Source organism: Streptomyces sp. NBC_00572 (genome assembly GCF_026341815.1).
In the GTDB taxonomy this organism is placed as follows: Bacteria; Actinomycetota; Actinomycetes; order Streptomycetales; family Streptomycetaceae; genus Streptomyces.
In genome coordinates this window covers 296,809-313,500 of record NZ_JAPENX010000002.1, presented here as the reverse complement: position 1 = coordinate 313,500, position 16,692 = coordinate 296,809, and the positions used below count along the sequence as shown (strand labels likewise).

13 protein-coding genes and 1 pseudogene are annotated in these 16,692 nt (G+C 71.0%); 2 read left to right on the top strand and 12 right to left on the bottom strand.

Features of this window, described 5'->3' with window-relative positions; translation table 11 throughout:
• Positions 1 to 30 precede the first annotated feature (30 nt).
• Positions 31 to 1,230, bottom strand: a complete 1,200-nt coding sequence (locus tag OG514_RS33740) for a S8 family peptidase (protein WP_266901266.1) — start codon at positions 1,228 to 1,230, stop codon at positions 31 to 33.
• 367 nt (positions 1,231 to 1,597) lie between these two features.
• Between OG514_RS33740 and OG514_RS33735 the strand changes: the two genes are divergently transcribed.
• Positions 1,598 to 2,215 carry a hypothetical protein gene (locus OG514_RS33735; protein ID WP_266901265.1) on the top strand — a complete coding sequence of 206 codons (618 nt, stop codon included), beginning with the start codon at positions 1,598 to 1,600 and terminating at the stop codon, positions 2,213 to 2,215.
• A gap of 54 nt (positions 2,216 to 2,269) precedes the next feature.
• Here OG514_RS33735 and OG514_RS39425 read toward each other — a convergent pair whose 3' ends face one another.
• The 6 genes and pseudogenes from OG514_RS39425 to OG514_RS33710 all read right to left on the bottom strand — a co-directional run bounded on the left by OG514_RS39425 (position 2,270) and on the right by OG514_RS33710 (position 8,512).
• Complete coding sequence (locus OG514_RS39425) at positions 2,270 to 2,545, bottom strand: histone-like nucleoid-structuring protein Lsr2 (protein WP_323181682.1); 276 nt, start codon at positions 2,543 to 2,545, stop codon at positions 2,270 to 2,272.
• A 51-nt stretch (positions 2,546 to 2,596) separates the two neighbouring features.
• Positions 2,597 to 2,959: pseudogene (locus OG514_RS39420) on the bottom strand (SMI1/KNR4 family protein); the annotation flags it as partial.
• Positions 2,960 to 3,047: 88 nt separating this feature from the next.
• Positions 3,048 to 3,710, bottom strand: coding sequence for an AMP-binding protein (locus OG514_RS33725; RefSeq protein WP_323181673.1), 663 nt, complete (start codon positions 3,708 to 3,710; stop codon positions 3,048 to 3,050).
• A 218-nt stretch (positions 3,711 to 3,928) separates the two neighbouring features.
• Positions 3,929 to 4,699 carry a GNAT family N-acetyltransferase gene (locus OG514_RS33720; RefSeq protein WP_266901263.1) on the bottom strand — a complete coding sequence of 257 codons (771 nt, stop codon included), beginning with the start codon at positions 4,697 to 4,699 and terminating at the stop codon, positions 3,929 to 3,931.
• A gap of 113 nt (positions 4,700 to 4,812) precedes the next feature.
• Positions 4,813 to 6,198, bottom strand: a complete 1,386-nt coding sequence (locus OG514_RS33715) for a cation:dicarboxylase symporter family transporter (RefSeq protein ID WP_266902263.1) — start codon at positions 6,196 to 6,198, stop codon at positions 4,813 to 4,815.
• 1,435 nt (positions 6,199 to 7,633) lie between these two features.
• Positions 7,634 to 8,512, bottom strand: a complete 879-nt coding sequence (locus OG514_RS33710; protein WP_266901262.1) for a maleylpyruvate isomerase N-terminal domain-containing protein — start codon at positions 8,510 to 8,512, stop codon at positions 7,634 to 7,636.
• 352 nt (positions 8,513 to 8,864) lie between these two features.
• Between OG514_RS33710 and OG514_RS33705 the strand changes: the two genes are divergently transcribed.
• The gene (locus OG514_RS33705; RefSeq protein ID WP_266901261.1) at positions 8,865 to 9,488 is read left to right on the top strand and encodes a hypothetical protein; all 624 of its coding nucleotides are present in this window, start codon (positions 8,865 to 8,867) and stop codon (positions 9,486 to 9,488) included.
• A 67-nt stretch (positions 9,489 to 9,555) separates the two neighbouring features.
• On the opposite strand, the gene OG514_RS33700 is transcribed toward OG514_RS33705, so the two are convergent.
• The 5 genes from OG514_RS33700 to OG514_RS33680 all read right to left on the bottom strand — a co-directional run bounded on the left by OG514_RS33700 (position 9,556) and on the right by OG514_RS33680 (position 16,235).
• Entirely contained in the window at positions 9,556 to 10,719 is a 1,164-nt protein-coding gene (locus tag OG514_RS33700) for an oxygenase MpaB family protein (RefSeq protein ID WP_266901260.1), read from the bottom strand.
• A 211-nt stretch (positions 10,720 to 10,930) separates the two neighbouring features.
• Complete coding sequence (locus OG514_RS33695; protein ID WP_266901259.1) at positions 10,931 to 11,983, bottom strand: polyprenyl synthetase family protein; 1,053 nt, start codon at positions 11,981 to 11,983, stop codon at positions 10,931 to 10,933.
• Positions 11,976 to 12,254 carry a polyprenyl synthetase gene (locus OG514_RS33690; protein WP_266901258.1) on the bottom strand — a complete coding sequence of 93 codons (279 nt, stop codon included), beginning with the start codon at positions 12,252 to 12,254 and terminating at the stop codon, positions 11,976 to 11,978. Before OG514_RS33690 ends, OG514_RS33695 begins: the two co-directional genes overlap by 8 nt.
• Positions 12,255 to 12,554: 300 nt before the next feature.
• Positions 12,555 to 15,407, bottom strand: a complete 2,853-nt coding sequence (locus OG514_RS33685; RefSeq protein WP_266901257.1) for a hypothetical protein — start codon at positions 15,405 to 15,407, stop codon at positions 12,555 to 12,557.
• A 279-nt stretch (positions 15,408 to 15,686) separates the two neighbouring features.
• Positions 15,687 to 16,235 carry a GNAT family N-acetyltransferase gene (locus OG514_RS33680; protein ID WP_266901256.1) on the bottom strand — a complete coding sequence of 183 codons (549 nt, stop codon included), beginning with the start codon at positions 16,233 to 16,235 and terminating at the stop codon, positions 15,687 to 15,689.
• Between the last annotated feature and the right edge of the window lie 457 nt (positions 16,236 to 16,692).

Sequence of the window (16,692 nt, the reverse complement as noted above, 5' to 3'; positions counted from 1 at the left end):
AGAGCGACTCCGGCGCCACTTCCGGTCTGGTTACGGCGTGACCTTCAGGAGCTTGTTCGCGGTGCCGGCCGACGGGTTCTTGATGGCGTCCGCGGTGGCCGCCCCGGTCAGCGCGGCGGCCGTGTCGGCCGGCGTCGCGGACGGGTTGGCCGCGAGGTAGAGGGCCGCGGCCCCCGCCACGTGCGGGCTGGCCATCGACGTTCCGGAGATCGTCTTGACGCCGGTGTCGCTGTCGTTCCAGGCCGAGGTGATCTCGGAGCCGGGAGCGTACAGGTCCACCACCGAGCCGAAGTTCGAGAAGTCCGACTGCTCGTCGTCCTTGGTGCTGGACGCCACGGTGAGCGCCTCGGGCACCCGGGAGGGCGAGCCCTGGCCGGCGTCGGAGGACTCGTTGCCGGCCGCGACCGCGAAGGTCACCCCGGAGGCGATGGCCCGCTGGACCGCCGCGTCCAGGGCCTCGTCGGCGCCGCCGCCGAGGCTCATGTTCGCGACCGAGGGCCCGGAGTGGTTCTTGGTCACCCAGTCGATGCCCGCCACGACCTGCTCGGTGGTGCCGGAGCCGTTGTCGTCGAGGACGCGGACGGCCACGACCTTGGCCTTCTTGGCGACTCCGTGCTCGGTGCCGGCGATGGTGCCCGCCACGTGGGTGCCGTGGCCGTTGCCGTCGTCGGCGGTGTCGTCGTTGTCCACGGCGTCGAAGCCGTGGCTAGCCCGGCCGCCGAAGTCCTTGTGCGAGATCCGGACGCCGGTGTCGATGACGTACGCGGTCACGCCGTCCCCGCCGTTGTCGGGGTACGTGTACTTCTGGTCGCCGGCCGTGTCGGCCTGGTCGATCCGGTCCAGGCCCCAGGACGGGGGCTGTTCCTGCGTCTCCGTGATGCTGAAACGCTTGTTCTGCACGACGGTTCCGACGGCGGGGTCGGCAGCGAGACGCTTGGCCTCGTCGACGGACAGACCCGAGGCCGAGAAGCCGTTGACCTCGGAGCCGTAGGAGCGGACGAGCGTGCCGCCGTACTTCTTCGCGAGGTCCGCCTTGTTCGCGGATGCGTCGAGGATGACGACGAAGCTGCCGGAGACCGCGCCGGGGGCGCCGAGTCCGTGCACGGTCCCTTCGGCCGGGGCGGCTGCCCCGGCGAGATTGCCCGCGAACAGCGCGGCAGCGGCCGCGGCGGCCGTACCTGTGGCTATGGCCGCGTTGCGAAGTCCGTGGGATCGCTTGTGAGTTGCCATGAAGCTGGATCTCTCCTCGTGTTGACGTGTGGGGCGTCAAACGTTCGAGAGAACCCTGTGCGGATTGGCAGGAGCAAATCAAGTGCCAACCCGAGGTAAGGGCTTATTCAACAAGGTTTCTTAAAGTCCTCTCCGCACCGCCTCCATCTCGCACACGCCTTCTCGCCAACTCCTCCGTGAAATGGGCACGTTCCGGCCCGGCGTCGGAGAGCCGCCGAGCCCCGGTCGACGTCACCGGTGAAACGCCACAGCCCGAAGACCGACCACGCCATGTTCGTCAACGTGATGACGGACGGTCAGATGACGAAGCTCGTCAAGCAGGTCCACGGGAGCGGTGCTGTCGGTGGCCGGAGATAGCGTCGTTCGCATGGGATTCACCAGTGCGTGGGCGATCACCGGCCACACCGACGAAGGCATCGCGAACCTCGCCACGCAACTGCTCCCCGCGATGCGGGCGGACCGCGAAAGCCCGGATGCCGCCCGCCGCTGGCAGCAGTGGCAGCGGGCCCCGCTCCCCGACTACCGCATCTGGTACGAGAACCACGGCGCGGAGATCGATTCGTTCCGCGCGCTCACGGCCCCCGGCAGCCACGTCGACGAGATGTGCTCCGGCGGAACGGACCCCGCCTTCTCCGCCGTGTACGACGTATGGGAAGGGCAGAGCGAGGACAGCATGTTCATCACGGTCCATCGCAAGGAATACGCCGTCTCCTCCCTGCTCCACGCTCTCGGACCGAGGCGAGCGGTGCTCCTGCCCGGCTGGTGCGGCACCTTCCTGCTCACTGCCGCCCAGGTCGCCGAGGGCCTGCGGCACGTCGAGCGGGCCTTCGCCTTCACCCCGGAGGAGCGCGCGGCCGCAGAGGCCCAGGACTGGCTTGACTACGCGGCCGGCGAAGAGAGCGTCCTCGACGGCCCGCTCCGCATCTGGCGCACGGCCACCCACCGGGGCATGGGCCTGTGCGGCCTGTCCGTGCACCTCGCCTGACTCCGGTGCTCAGGTCGGTCGAAGTGAGCGGCGCGGACAGTGTGAGTGAGCAGCTCAGACACTGTCAGCGGATCCGCCGGGGTGTGCCGCTTCCCAGGCCTCCCGGATCGCGAGCGGAACGCGTCCGCGATCCGGCAGCTCGTATCCGTTGGCCCTGGCCCAGTCGCGGATGGCGCGCGTACTGATCGGCGACCTGGTGGTCAGGCCGGTGACCGGTACGCGGCTCCGGAGGCGTGAGGGGGTGAAGACGACTCCGTCGTCGAGGAGGCCCAAGGGGAACAACGGGACGCGCGTCGTCCCGCCGAGGACGTCGACGAGAAACGCGGTCACGGTCCCGCTGTACGTGAACCACGGGGCGCGCAACCGTTCGGCGACGGCGACGGTCCACTCTTCGGGGGCGCCCTGGGGCCGCGTGTCCCAGAACAGATGGTCCCCGTTCCCGGTGACACCCATGGCGAAGAGATCCGCGGCGGTGCACGGCGGCGACCAGGTCGGGATCTCGTCGAGCTGCCCACGCAGCCACATGGGCATGGGACCGGTCAGATCGACCCACTCGCTGAGCGCACCAGGCTGGTAAAGGGTGAGGAAACCGCAGAACTCACCGAGCCCGTAGGCGGCGACCAGCTTCTTGTAGTCGCGGGGCAGGCGCATGCCCAGTTCGCCCTCGACACGGGACCAGTCGGGCGCCGGGAGAACGACGGCGGGAGGCGGGCAGAGAGCCTTCAGCGCGTCAAGGTCGGTCATCGTTCGACATCCATTCGATTGACGTCCCGGCGGGCGCCGGCCCGGTCGAGGGCGAGGGGGCGGGCCACCTTGCCGGGCGGCGGGAACGTCACGGCTTGGCGAACGTCAGGGGTTCGAGCCGGACCTGCCTGATCCGTGCCGACAGCGGAACGAGGTGGGTGCCGATCAGGCCCATGTCGTGGAAGTACGGTATCCAGGTCGCGAGCACATCGTCGGAGCCGATGCCCGCCGCGGCGCGGACCTGCGCCAGATTGGCCAGCACGGCGGCATGCGTGAGCTCGACCCCTTTCGGCGCTCCGGTACTGCCGGAGGAGAACTGCAGAAACGCCACGCCGTCAGACGCTCGCTCCGGCAGCCGCCGAGGAGCGGGGTGTGCGCGCAACCCGTCGAGCGTCAGGGGGCGTACGGAGTCGGGCAGGGCATCGAGCAGCGGCGCGGTGGACGCACCGAGGGCCACCGTCGGCCGGCCGAGGAACTCCCATACGGGGAGCACCCGCCGTGCGTCCGGGGCGAGCGGCACCGGTACGAGGCAGGCGGCCACGGCGCCCCAGAAGAGCGGCAGGAACTCCTCGCTCCGATCGGCCGGCAGCACCACATGACTCCCCGGCGCGAGTCCCGCGTCGAGGAACCCTCCGGCGACCCGCAGCGAATCGGCGAGCAGCGCGCGATGGGAGACGGCCCTTTCCACGCCGTCCCCGTCCACATGGACGATCCCCTGGTCGGGCGCGAACTCCGCAGCGTCGGACAGCACGTCCAGCAACACCGTCTCGCCGTGTCCCCGCATCAACGCCCCCGTGGCTCTGCCCGGCGACGGCCCCCTCACTGCGAGGCGCGGTGCCAGGCGTCGCTCCCTGATCCGGCCTGATCGACAAGACATCCCCTAGGGGCGAGGCGCAGCCGCTGAGAGCTCAGACGGTCACCCGAATCTGTTGGTGACCGTGGCCCGGCTGATGTGCCGGGGGTCCCGCGTCAGCCGTGCGCGCCGCCGACGGAATCTGCATCCACCTTCAGATCCGCCTCCAGATCCAGGCGGATACTCAGCTGGCTCCCGAGCTCCCGGAATCCGAGCGACTGCGCGACCCGGCGCGAGGCCGGCGGACGGGCCCGCCACTGGGGGAGGAGACCCGCGGTCAGGGCGTGTGCCACGGCGGCGGATGCGGCCTGCCGGGCAAGGTGGCGGCCTCGCCATTGTGGATGGGTCAGCACACAGACGTGCGCGGTCTCGGCGGGCCAAGCGCGGTACCCCGCGGCTGCGACCACCTCCGTACCCTCGCGCACGACGAACACGGGAGAGGTGATCTCCTCGATGCCGCTCTCCGCCACGTCATCGGGACCCGCCGACCGCAACAGGCCTGGAAGGGCGGGATGGCCGGGGTCCAGGCCCTCGGCAGTGCCGTCGACGGGCCCGGGGCGGAAGTCGGTCCCGGAGAGGTACGCCAAGGTCGCCGGCCCGAGCACCTCGGAGACGGGCAGTACGGTCTGGACCTTCTCCGGCCGCGTGAGGGAGTCGGTCGGTACCGAAGCCAGCGCACGGCGCAGTACTCCGGCGGCGCTCTCGGTGGGCGCGGTGACGATCGCCGCGCCGCCGAGGACCACGAGTCCGGCCCATGACGGCGGACACAGTGCCGAGGTCGGTGACACGACCACGGCGGGACCGTCAAGCGACGCGAAGGACACCGGCGCATCGGCCAACGTCTCCCACAGCTCACGCGCACGTACCAGCAACGGATCATCAGCCATGCCCTGATCCTTCCACCAAGCCCTGACGCTTCCACCAACCGGCCGGTGCCGGAGCGTGCGGGGCCCGGCCCGCACCGGCCGGGCCCCGCACCCGCCTCACTCCAGTAACTTGCCTACTCCTGAAGGGACTTGACTCCCGGAGCGTGAGCGGCCTCGGGGGCCTCAACGTTCTCCCCGGCCTCTACGGCCATCGTGGACTCCCCGGCCTCCGTGGCGTTCGCGGTCCCGCCGGTCGCCTCCGGTACGAACGCGATCTCGCCGTTCAGCACCTTCTTGGCCGTCACCCGGTCCAGCGCGCCCTCCCAGCGCGAGACCACGAAGACGGCCACGCAGTTGCCGAGCAGGTTCGTCGCGACGCGCATCGCGTCCATGATCCGGTCGACACCGAGCAGCAGGGCCACGGCACCGGCCGGGATGACCCCGAGCGCGGAAGCCGTCGCGGAGAGCGCGAGGAACGCCGAGCCGGGGACGCCGGCCATGCCCTTGCTGGTCAGCATCAGGACCAGGACGACGGTGATCTGCTGGCCGAGGGTCAGGTCGACGCCCACCGCCTGGGCGACGAAGAGCGTACCGACGGACAGGTAGATGGAGGCGCCGTCCAGGTTGAACGAGTAGCCCGTGGGCAGCACCAGCCCGACCGCGTCGTCACGGCAGCCGGCGGCGCGCAGTTTCTGCATCATGCGGGGCATGACGGTCTCGCTGGAGGCCGTACCGAGCGCGAGGAGCATCTCCTCGCGCGTGTAACGGACGAACTTCCAGAGGCTGAGCCCGGTGAGCGCCTTGAGCGCGACCGCCAGGGCGAGGAGGAAGAGCAGGGCGACGCCGTAACAGACGGCGATCAGCTTCCCGTACGTGGAGAGCGCGCCGAGCCCGTACTCGCCGACCAGATGGGCCGTTGCACCGAAGACCGCGAGCGGGGCAAGCTTCATGATGAAACCGACGATGGCGAAGACGACTTCCTGCGCCTGTTCGATGGCGGGCAGAATCGCCGGCACCTTGGTGTGGCCGAGGTGGAGCAGTGCCGCGCCGACAAGGCAGGACAGGACGAGGACTTGGAGCAGCGAGTTCTCGGCGAAGGCGCCGACCGCGCTGTCGGGAAGCGAGTGCAGGATGAACTCGGAGGTCGAGGGCAGCTCGCCACCGCCGGTCTTCTCTTCGACGGCGGAGGCGTCGAGCGTGGCCGGGTCGACGTTCATCCCGGTTCCGGGCCCGGCGAGGTTTCCGGCGAGGAGACCGAAGACGAGGGCGACGGTCGTCGCGACCTCGAACCAGATCAGGGCCTTGATCCCGATGCGCCCGAAGGCCTTGAGGTCACCCGCCTTCGTGATCCCGGCGACGACCACGCAGAAGACGAGCGGGGCGATCATCGCCTTGATGAGACGGACGAATCCGTCGCCGAGCGGCTGGGCGGCGGCTGCGGCCTCGGGCCACAGCCGACCGACAAGGACTCCGAACAGGAGCGCGCAGGCGACCTGCGCGAACAGCGAGGTGCGCAGCAGACGGGTTGCGCGGCGCGCGAGGGACGGCGCGGGTGGAGCGGGTGGGGCGGCGTGCGGCACGGGCACTCCTCCGTAGCGGACTTCTGTCATGCGGAAAACAACTTCCGCTGTGCGCGCCACTATTGCGGAGGTACTGATCTGACAGAAGACCCCATGCTCCCTCCACGTAAATCCTGGATCATGCTCCAAACCCGCCAGTCAGGGTTCAGTGAGGGCGGGCGGTACCGGCGTCGCTCGCGGCCGGCCGTCAGCCCGGGGCTGTACGGCGGGGACGACATCGGTCACGGCAACTGTCGGCGGTGCTCGGACGAGGAGAGGGGTGGCGCACGGGCACCTGGACGGCCGATCCTTCCGCGCGGCCGCGCGGCCCGCGTCACGTCGGTGCACCTCGCGGAGTTCTCCGCACGAGGCGCCCGCCGGAGCGTACAGGTCAGCACGTGGGCGGCGGTCACCCTGCGGGGCTTCCCGGTGGTGGAGGGCGCGGCATCGACAACCGGCCCGACAATCGGTCGGACGACAGGCCTGACCACGGCCTCGACGCTCAGCGACCCCACGGCCTCGACGACCGGCCATCCCACGGCCCCGACAACCGGGGTGCAGGCGACACGCGCGTCCGTATCGAATCTCCACCCCGAGGAGCCCCGCCCCCGCTTCCTCGACCTGGTCGCCTCGGAGTGGGGCAAACGCCGGTCGCTCCGCTCGACGTGGATCTCCTACGGGACTTGGCCGTGATCGCCTTCAGCGCGGGCACGCCTGCGACACGTACATGTACTGGACCGAGGAGAATGCGGGGGACCGGGCCGAGTTCATACCGGACGGCATCCCCCTGCAGATCGCCTTCACCGGGAACGCAGCCATGGCATGTGAGGGAGCTCGGGGCCGGCGGCGCACTCGCGATGGTGGGGGAGCACAGCACGGGAACGGTCCGTTCGACGTTCGCGGCCGTTCCGGACCGACGTTCGCTGATGGCGGCAAAGGCCGTCGTCGTCGCGGGCGCCTTCGGCGCGTTGGTCACGGGAGCCTCGTTCGTCCTCACCCAGGCGATCCTCGGCGGTCGGGGGATTCTCGATCGCCGACCCGGGCGCCCAGCGCGTCGTCCTCGCCTCCGCACTGTTCGCCCCGGTGTGCCCGCTCACCGGGATGGCTCTCAGAACCGTCGTCCGCCATACAGCCGCCACCATGATCACGACGGTCGCGGTCGTCCTCGTCCTACCCAACGCCCTCGCCGACGGCCGCTACTGGTCGGCGCTCGCGAGCCACGCCATGCCCTTCCGTGCATGGATCCGACTCGCGGACGTCGGTGCTCCCTCTCCCCGACCGACTTTCCCTGGGCACCGGCGGAGCCTGGACGGTCAACGTGGGGTGGGCGCTGGGCGCGGCGGCGGTGGCGATCGTCGGAGTGCGACGGCTCGACCTGTCCCGGAGGCCAGGCAGGTCAGGGGCTGGCGATGAGCTCGCCGAGCCGCATGGCGAGCCACGGCCTACGCCCACCCGCCCTCATCTGACCGCGCGCGATCGCCTTCCAGATGGGCATGCGGTGGAAGGAGACGAGCAGAAACGCGACCGGAGCCGCCGTGATCCTGCAGTCGTACGCGCGCGGCGGGGCGTCCCGCGTCACCGTCGCCGTCCCGTCGTCGATGACGACCGCAAGCCGCGGACCGCCCTTGATGGCGAGGTCGAACGCGATGCCGACACCCCGCGCCTTCGCCGTGTCCAGGGCCAGCGGCATCATCGTCGGCATCGACTGCCCGAGCACCAGGCTCGCCTCCTCGGGGCCGATGGGCCAGGGCAGTCCGGCGCCGCGGGCGATGTCCAGGCCGTGTACGAGGCTCTCGCTGAGTATCAGACCGGTCGCCGCCGCCAGCGTGAGCGCCGAGTCCTTCCCGAGCCAGGGGGCGGTGACGGGGGTGTCCGGGGAGAGTCCTTCGGTCACCTGCAGGAACATCTCGCTCCGCTCGGAGATGAAGTCGCCGAGACCGGCGCGCTCCTCGCCGCTGAAGAGTCCGATGGACGTGGAGTTCATGGCCGCGATCCGCTCGCCGAAAGACTGGCCGTCGCCCGGTGGCAGGAGGCTGTCCCACTCCACGGACTCGTCGGTGAAGCCGACGGAGTAGGCGAAGTGCACGCCCGCGAGGTGGGCGCCGACATCACCCACCGTCCACACGGGGACACCGGATGACGCGTCCATGTCCGGGACGCCATGCAGTAGCCGGACCAGCCGTGGAACCACGTCCCTCAACGCGGCACGGGTCTTCTCGTGCTCTGCGAAGGGATCGAACTTCGCGAAGGAATCGAACCGTGTGACAGCACCCATACAACTCCCCCAAGCTGCGGACGGGCCCGAAGGTTACCGCCGGGTAGAGGGGTTGCGGTAGGGCTCCCGCGCGCCGCCCCCCCAACACCGCCTCGCACACGGCCCCCTACACCGCCTCAACACTGCCCCCAACGCCGCCTCCATACGGCCCCGAACGCCGGCCCGCGCACCCGCCCCGAACACCGCCCCGCAGACCCGCCCCCCCCGCACCACCGGCTCGCCCCGACCCAATGAGTCCGTTCTGTCACAGGCCATCTGTATGCGGCATTTGAGCTTGCCCGTCCAGCCGCGGGATCCGCAGACTCCCGCCGAACGCGCGACACAGCCGGTCCCCACGACAAGGGAGCACACCATGCATTCCGCCCGACTCCGCCGAGCGGCGGCCGTAACCGGGGCGCTGACAGCCGCGTTACTCGCCTGGCTGCCGGCCTTATCCGGCCCCGCCGCCGCGCAGAGCGGCAACGGGGAACCTCGCCCCGGCCACCGGGACGAGCCCGCCCCCGGCCGCATCCAGGAGACGGACGCCGGGATCAAGGTCAACGGCCTGAGCGTGCCGGTCCACGGCTGCCTCGGAGAGGGCTACCGGAAGCTCTACGAGCCCAAGTGGACGAGCACCGACCCGACGTTCCCCTTCCAGCTGTCCGCTGAGGCGCACACCCGCGCCGAGGCCGACTCCCGGACGCAGTGGGTGAACGGGAACTGGTCGCGCTGCATGGCCCGCTCCGGCTACCCGGGCATCGGGGACCCGTATCAGGTGACGGAGAAGCTCCGCCTCGGGGACGACCTCGGCGGGTCCGAGGCGATCGCGGCCGCCGTCCGGGACGTCGCCTGCAAGCAGAAGGTGAACCTGGTGGGCTTCGGGGCCGCGATCGAGACGGCCTACCAGAAGCGGATCTCCACAGAGGTCGCCGACGCCCTCGCCGCCTACCGCACCCAGCGCGCCACCCGCCTGGCTCTGGCAGCCAACCTCCCCTGACACACCACCACCCGGGTCGTCCGCGGACCCGGTCGGTGCCGGTCCCTGCCGATCGGTTCCGATCGGATCACGGGGAGACGGTGGCGGCCGGCGGGGTCCAGCGACGGGTGGGGGAGGGTGCGTCGGGGACGCCGTACTCCTTCCTGAGGTTTTCAGGAATGGCGTAGTGCATGACGCGCCCACGGGTGAGCGAGGACAGCTCGAAGACCGTGGTGAGGTGTCCGAGCCGGTCGAGGGCCCAGGCGCCGAGCGGGGAACGGTCCTCGATGGTCTCCAGTACGCCCAGGAGATGGGGTACGGCCTTGACGACGGTGTCCCACGGGGTGCTCGGGACCTCGAGCCAGTCGGCGCAGGTGTCGCCGACGAGATACCGGACGAGAGCGGGCACGACCGGGTCGAACAGCGTCCCCGGCACGATGTCCTCGTAGAGGCGGATGAGCTGCCGGGTCAGGTGGGCGCCCTCAGGGGACGGCCCCATGTGCCGGATCATGTACAGGTCGAGGAACCGGCGTGCCTCGTCGAGGGACTTGGGGACGGCGCCCTGGTCGACCCCCAGCATCGCGCCGACCACACGCCAGGCGTAGTAGTACGCCTCCGCTCCCTCCTCGGACATGTGGATGCCGAGACGGTGCAGGCTGTCCAGCACGAGCAGCGAGAAGAACATCTGCCCGCCGATCATGTCCTCCTGACAGATCGGCACCCCCGCCGCCTCGATGTCCCAGCGGTCCTCGCGCCTGAGGTGGTGACGGATGGAGGCGTGGAGCAGCCGGACCTTCTGCGCGGCGGGGATGAAGCGGCTGCCGGCCTCGAAGGCATCGGGCTGCATCAGGTAGACGGTGAACTGGCCGGTTGCCGCCATGCGCGTGGAGGGGTAGTTCAGCCCGTGGGTCGTCGACAGCAGATTCGCGACGTGGGGGACGAGATAGCAGGCCGGCATGGAGGCGAAGGACAGAGCGGTGGCGATGTGCACGTTGTTGTCGATGAAGAACAGCCGGGCCCGCTCCATCTCGTCCCAGTCCACCCAGGCCGGTGGGGCGCTCGTGGCTTCCAGATACTCCCTGGCGACATCGGGCAACCCGTCCGGCACGGGAGCGCCGGCGGTGGAGAAGAAGCGCATGAGCGTGTTGAAGGTACCCATCTCGCCGCGCTCGAAGAGAGCGGCGACGGTGGCATCGGCGAGCTCGTCGCCGCTCTGCCGAAGGGCGTTCATCGATGCCTCGGTGTCGGACACGGCAGGACTCCTTGAATGGTGACGGCCACGGGCGGAAGGGGCAGCCGGACGGACAGGACAGCTGGACGGACGGGTGCGGGGCGAGGCGGGCTGACGTCGGATCAGGCCGGAGCGACTCAGGCCGGAGCGACTCAGGCCGGATCGACTCAAGCCGGATCGAGTCAGGCCAGATCGGATCAAGTCGGATCGGGTCACGCCGGGAAGAGCCGGGTCAGGACAGACGGACCGCGGCCGAGTGGGCGAGACCGGTCAAGGCATGGACCGCAGGCGAAGGCAGGTCCAGCGCGTGGAGCGCGCCGAGCGCCTCCTCGACCCGGGCGGCGATCATGCTCTCGACCCGGTCGGGTGTCTTGAGCCGCCGCATCACCTCGCGTACGGCCTCCAGACCGTCCTCGTCCAGGTCGTGCCGCCCGAGCAGGGCGCGCAGACGCTCGCGGTCGCCGGAGCCGGCGATGCGCCAGGTCTCCGCGAGGAGCGCGGTCGGCCGATGGCCGCGCACGTCGTCGGCGTTGGCCTTGCCGGTGCGCCGTGTGTCCCCGAACAGGCCGAGTAGATCGTCCCGCAGCTGGAAGGCCTCGCCCAGCGGCAGCCCGTAGGCGCTGTACCCCTCGCGCAGCCGCTCGCCGGCCCCGGCCAGGGCGCCGCCGATCAACAGGGGCTGTTCGACGGTGTACTTGGCGGTCTTGTAGCGGATGACCTTGAGCGACGCCGCCGTGTCCGGGGCGGCACCGGTGTGCAGGATCTCCAGACACTCCCCGGCGATCAGGTCGCGGGCCAGCGCCGCCCACAGCGGGCGGGCCCGGCCGAGATAGGCGGCGGGCAGACCACTGGTGGCGAAGAGCTGCCCGGCGAGGGACATGAGCAGATCGCCGACGAGCATGGCCAACGACCGGGCGGCGTCCGCAGCCCGGGGATGACGCTGTACGACACTGCCGAGGGCCACGTGAGCGGTGGGCCGCCCGTGGCGCAGCGGACTGTCGTCGATGAGGTCGTCGTGGACGACGGCGGCCGCGTGCACCAGCTCCATGGAGGCCGCCGCCCGCACCAAGGCGTCGCTGTCGGGCTGCCGTGCCGCGCGCCAGCCCCAGTAGCAGAACGCCGCCCGTAACCGTTTGCCGACCGCGACGGCGGCCTCCAGCTGCTCGGCCACCGCCCCCAGGGCCGGATCGACCGCCGCAAGCAGATCGGCCTCATCGGCGACGAAGCGATGCAGCACCTGGTCGACACGGGCCTTGAACGCGGCCGACTCCCACCGCTCAGCCACCGTCGCCCACCCGCTCGGCCAGCACGTGCCGGGCGAGCACCTCCAGATGTGCCGGGGGCACGGATGCGTAGCGATCCAGCACAAGACGCCCACGCGCCGTCAGATCCCGCTCGGCCTCCCCGACCAACTCCGCCGCGTCCGAGCGCCGCGCCAGCCCCCGTACGACCCCGAGCGCGGACCCCAACGTGCCCACGGCCACATCGGCCAGCCCGGCCACAAGCAGCACAGCCTGCTCGCCGGGCCCTCCACGGCGCCCCGCTTCCCGACTCATGACATCTCCCCCTCCACAGCACACCGATACGGCGCAGGTCACGCGCCACAGGCCAGCCTCGCGGCCCGCCGGTCACGACCAGGGAGAAACTCACGAACGAGTGATCACACCGATTGAGCGTACGGATCAAGAGGGGATGCAGGGCGCAGGGCGCGGGGCTGAGGAGCGCGGTACGGCAGGCGCGGTGCTGCGGGGCGCCGCGCATTCCGGCAGTCGAGGCCCCCATGGGAGGGGGCCCCGACCGTGTCATGTCACGTCGTGTCACGTAACGCCGCTCATCACGGCACAGCGCGCGGCACGCTACGACGCGTCCCGCACCGTTCCGATGAACTCCGGCCCAGGGACGGGCTCCCACGAGCCGTCGTACGTAGTCAGCTGAGCGCGCACGGACTCCACCGTCTCACTGACACCGTCCTTGACGGTGGGCACGCTCACCTCGGCGCTCGTCTCGCCGGCCGGTACGGAGAGGCCCAGGTACAGGCCCCCGTGATCGAGCTGGGAGAGCGGCGTAGCCGTGGCGGGCACCTCGCCGAGGTGCTCCTCCAGCCACGCCCGGTCGACGTCCTCGGTCGACAGCTCCGTACCGCCGGCCGGTGGCAGGAAGCCGACGCCGCCCATGATCTCGGCGTCGGCGGCCGCGGACAGCGTCACCCGCCAGGTCAGGGCGGAACCCTCGCTCACATCGGCCGCGACGGGCGTCACGCTCACCGTGGGCATGGCGTCGTCGTTCAGCACGGTCACACCACCCCGGTGCGAGCCGACCGCAGTGCCCCGCACGGCCTTGACGAAGGCGTCGTGCGGGACGTCATAGCCGAAGCGGGTGTTGCCCCGTACCGCGACCGGTACGTCGATGTCGTGCCGACCCGGACGTACCGTCACCGTGCGGGACGTCAACTCGCCCGTGTCCGGCGCGGGAACGAACAGTCGGACCTGTCCGCTGCTCTGCCCTGACACCCGCACCGGCACACGATAGGTGCGGACTCCGGAGTCGCCTTCGGCGACGGTCAGGCGGCCGATGTCGACGCGGGCCAAGGCGGCCGCTCGTACGGCCGGAGTGCCGGGGCGCCAGCCCCACGCGTCCATCAGCCACGCGCGGCCCGAACCGCTGCGGGGGGTCAGTTCCAGCGCAGTGATCCGCTTCAGGTCCACGCCGGACCGGGCAGCGGCCGACAGCGGCACACGAATCTCGCGCGCCCAGTAGGAGGCGGTCCGCTCACTGCCCGGCAGCCCGTCGACACGGGTACGGCCCAGGTGTGCGCGGCGCCCGGTGGAATCCGTCACGGTGACGTCCAGCTCGGTGCCCGTGCTGTTGGGCGGGACGATCAACCGAAGCGCCAGCGCGTCGGAACCCGCGAGGGAGACCGGCCGGGCCGAGCGCAGCGCGACCGGGGATCCGGGGGTCGCCCACTCCAGTGCGACGGCGTCACGGCCCGGTTCGGGGGAGGCCTCCCAGGAAGCGAAGTGGGGTGACATGCCGCCCGCCTCGGGGGACAGGCACGCGCGGGCGGGATCGGGGTCGACCTGGGCGCAGAGCCTGCCGCCGCTGCCGGACACGGTGACCGAGGAGCCCGGCACGAAGGCCGGCGTGCGGTGCGCACCGACGGCGTGGGTGAGGGCCCGGGCAGGGTCGGCCGACGGGGCGCGGCGGCCGGTGCCGTCGAGGAGCGGCCGGACTCGGTCGTCACCGGCGACGAACAGCCGGGCGGCCGCCGCGATGTAGGTGGCGCCCGCGGCCTGCTGCTGCGTGGCGGTGAGGCGGGTCTTCGTGCCGGGGGAGCAGACCGGGTCGACCCCGTCGTCGGACGAGAAGTCGTCCATGGCAGGCGCCTGTGCTTGCCCGGGGGTCCACTCGCTGTTGAAGAAGTTGTGGTTGGCGCCGACCACGTAGACCGCGCTGTGCAGAGCGGCACCTCGGCTGACACCGCGTGTGCCGTCGACGAAGTTCTGGCCCTGGAGGTCGTACACGTCGCCGTCACAGCCCGGCAGAATGGTCATGGAGGGCACGTCAGGGGCCGGGTTGTTGCCGAAGATCGTGGGCCCTATCGGGACGGTGCCACGGATCTTCCACCGTACGGGTCCCCGGTAGCCGTCCTGGCCGGCGGGCGGCGGCGAGAGGCTGTCGAGCGCGGCCCGGTTGACTCCCTCACCGCCACGGGAGTGGCCGACGAGCAGCACGCGCGAGAGGTCCGCGGCCGAGGCGCGTCGTACGGCGGCCGGGGCGGAGGCCCGGTTCGCGGACCAGTCGGCCCAGCGGGCGAGGTGCAGCCGTATCAGGGAGGAACGGGCCTGGGCGCCGCCGTCCTCGGCACGGTAGTCCTGGCCGTTGATGCCATTGGCCGATATGGACAGCGTCACGTACCCCTGGGAGGCCAGGAGGCGCTGCGCCCGCAGATATCCCTCGTGGCTCGGTATCGGCCGAGAGCCCGCCGGGCAGGGCCACGCGCCCACCACCTCGTCGGACCCAGGGGTGTAGCAGGTCTCGTGGCGGCCGTGCAGGAAAAGGGCTACGGGCCGCTTCCCCGGCGCGTCGGCCGGTCCCACGACCGTGGCGCGCATCTCGACGGGCTCGGGGAAGCCGGGCAGCCGCACGGACTTCAGACCGTACTCGCCGCTGACGGTCCGGTAGCGACCCGGCACTCCGGGATCCACCCGGTTCGCGGGAAGCGGGGCCTCCGGCAGAGCGGCGGGGGCGGCGGGATCGATGCGCGCGGAGCGGGCGGGCCCGGGCGCGTCGAGTCGGCGCCCGGCGGCCGTCACCCGCAACTGGGTCCCCTCGACAAGCCGGACGTCACGAAGGGGCAACCGGAAGGAGTGGCCGTCCTGTTGAGCCACCGGTCGGCCGAGCAGCCGGTCGCCGGCGTGGAACTCGACCCGGGCATCGCCCATGGGTACGGCGTCGGGCGACGTCCAGACCAGCTGCCGCCCGGCCCCGCCCCCGGTGATCTTCCATCCCGCGGGGAGCTGGAGGTTGCCGACCCGGCTCCCGGAAGACGCGGCCGGCGCTGTTCCGGGAGCCGGTGACGGGGACGGTGACGATGGCAGCGAAGACGGCGGTGACTGCTGCGCGTACGCCGGCCCGGGTGACACCGCCGCCAGCGCGAGTAACGCCGTGGCCGTGGCCACGCCGCGTGTAGCACGTATCAAAACGGTCATCCTCAAGATCGGTCTCGTCGGACACCGAGGAGCGCAGGAGGACCGCGCCGACGGGGATTCCGGGCTTCCGGTCTCTCGGGCGCCTGGCTTCCCTGGTGCCTCTCTTGCCTCCGGAGGACGGCAACCAAGGGGTGTGGGTTGCCTGTCGACACGTGAACGATGCGTCAGGAGAAGATCTCGACCATGTGCCGGAAGCGGCCGGGCGCGCGCCGAAGGGTTCAAGAGGTCTATGCGCAGGGCGACTCGACCCCCGGCCCGGTGCGACGAGATCGGCGGGAGTCAGACCCGGGGAAGGGACGGATCGGGAGCCCAGGGCTGTGGTGCGGTGATGGACCAGCGCTCGTGGTCCCGCCAGGCCCCGTCGATGTAGAGGTAGGCGGGCGAGAGCCCTTCGTAGCGGAAGCCCAGCCGCTGGACCAACGCCAGGGATGCCTTGTTCGCCGGCTGAATACTGGCCTCCAGCCGGTGGAGCCGCAGATCGGTGAAGGCGTACTGCAGGGTGGCGACGAGCCCTTCGGTCATGTAACCGGACCCTGCGGACGGGGCGAAGGCCGCATAGCCGAGGGACGCGCCCTGGTAGCGGCCCCGGATGATCGAGTTGATGTTGACCGTCCCGGCGGCCACGCCGGTCTCCCGGATACGGACCAGAAAGCCCTGGTTTGCGCCGTCGTCGAAGCGACGCATCCAGGCTTGGAACTCATCGGCCGTGGAGGGCAGTTGCATCCACGGCATATGCAGCTCGGAGCTGGCCCGCACGAGGGCGCAGAACTCGTCCTGGTCGGAGAGGGTGAGCGGGCTCAGTTCGATCCGCGACGGCTTATTGGGCATGGGTCAACGTTAGCCCCGGTGTTTCAGCTGTGGTTGGCGAGGTGCGGCGCGCGGTTGGATGGATGGCCGCGGCCACGTCGGTTCCAGCTGCCGGCACGCCGAGATCCCGACGCTGTGGCCAGGAGCTCCGAGTCTTCCGGGACGTGGGTGGACAAGAGGCCCGCAGGTCAGCCGGCCAGGTCGGCAGGTCGTCAGCCAGGCCGGCCGGGCGGCCTGGCGCGGCGTGGCGTCACCAGTCGGACCGGCCCCATCCGAAGCGCCGAAGCACCGAAACGCCGTCGGCCTGGTGCGGTGCCGTCCGCGCAGTCGGGGCACGCGAAGGCGGGGGCGTCGTCGGCCTGCCCGGTGGTGAGGACGAAGGCCAGTGGCCGGCAGGTGGCACCGGAAGCAGGGTGGACCACGTGCGAGGCGGTCGCCCCGTCCCCGCACTCACCGGCCGCCAAGATCGATCGAAGGT

Excerpts from the sequence above, each read along its gene's own strand:
- OG514_RS33720 (WP_266901263.1), bottom strand. The coding sequence starts at position 4,699 with ATGGCTGATGATCCGTTGCTGGTACGTGCGCGTGAGCTGTGGGAGACG.
- OG514_RS33690 (WP_266901258.1), bottom strand. The coding sequence starts at position 12,254 with ATGAGTCGGGAAGCGGGGCGCCGTGGAGGGCCCGGCGAGCAGGCTGTG.
- OG514_RS33680 (WP_266901256.1), bottom strand. The coding sequence starts at position 16,235 with ATGCCCAATAAGCCGTCGCGGATCGAACTGAGCCCGCTCACCCTCTCC.
- OG514_RS33685 (WP_266901257.1), bottom strand. The coding sequence starts at position 15,407 with ATGACCGTTTTGATACGTGCTACACGCGGCGTGGCCACGGCCACGGCG.
- OG514_RS33705 (WP_266901261.1), top strand. The coding sequence starts at position 8,865 with ATGCATTCCGCCCGACTCCGCCGAGCGGCGGCCGTAACCGGGGCGCTG.
- OG514_RS33735 (WP_266901265.1), top strand. The coding sequence starts at position 1,598 with ATGGGATTCACCAGTGCGTGGGCGATCACCGGCCACACCGACGAAGGC.
- OG514_RS33740 (WP_266901266.1), bottom strand. The coding sequence starts at position 1,230 with ATGGCAACTCACAAGCGATCCCACGGACTTCGCAACGCGGCCATAGCC.
- OG514_RS33710 (WP_266901262.1), bottom strand. The coding sequence starts at position 8,512 with ATGGGTGCTGTCACACGGTTCGATTCCTTCGCGAAGTTCGATCCCTTC.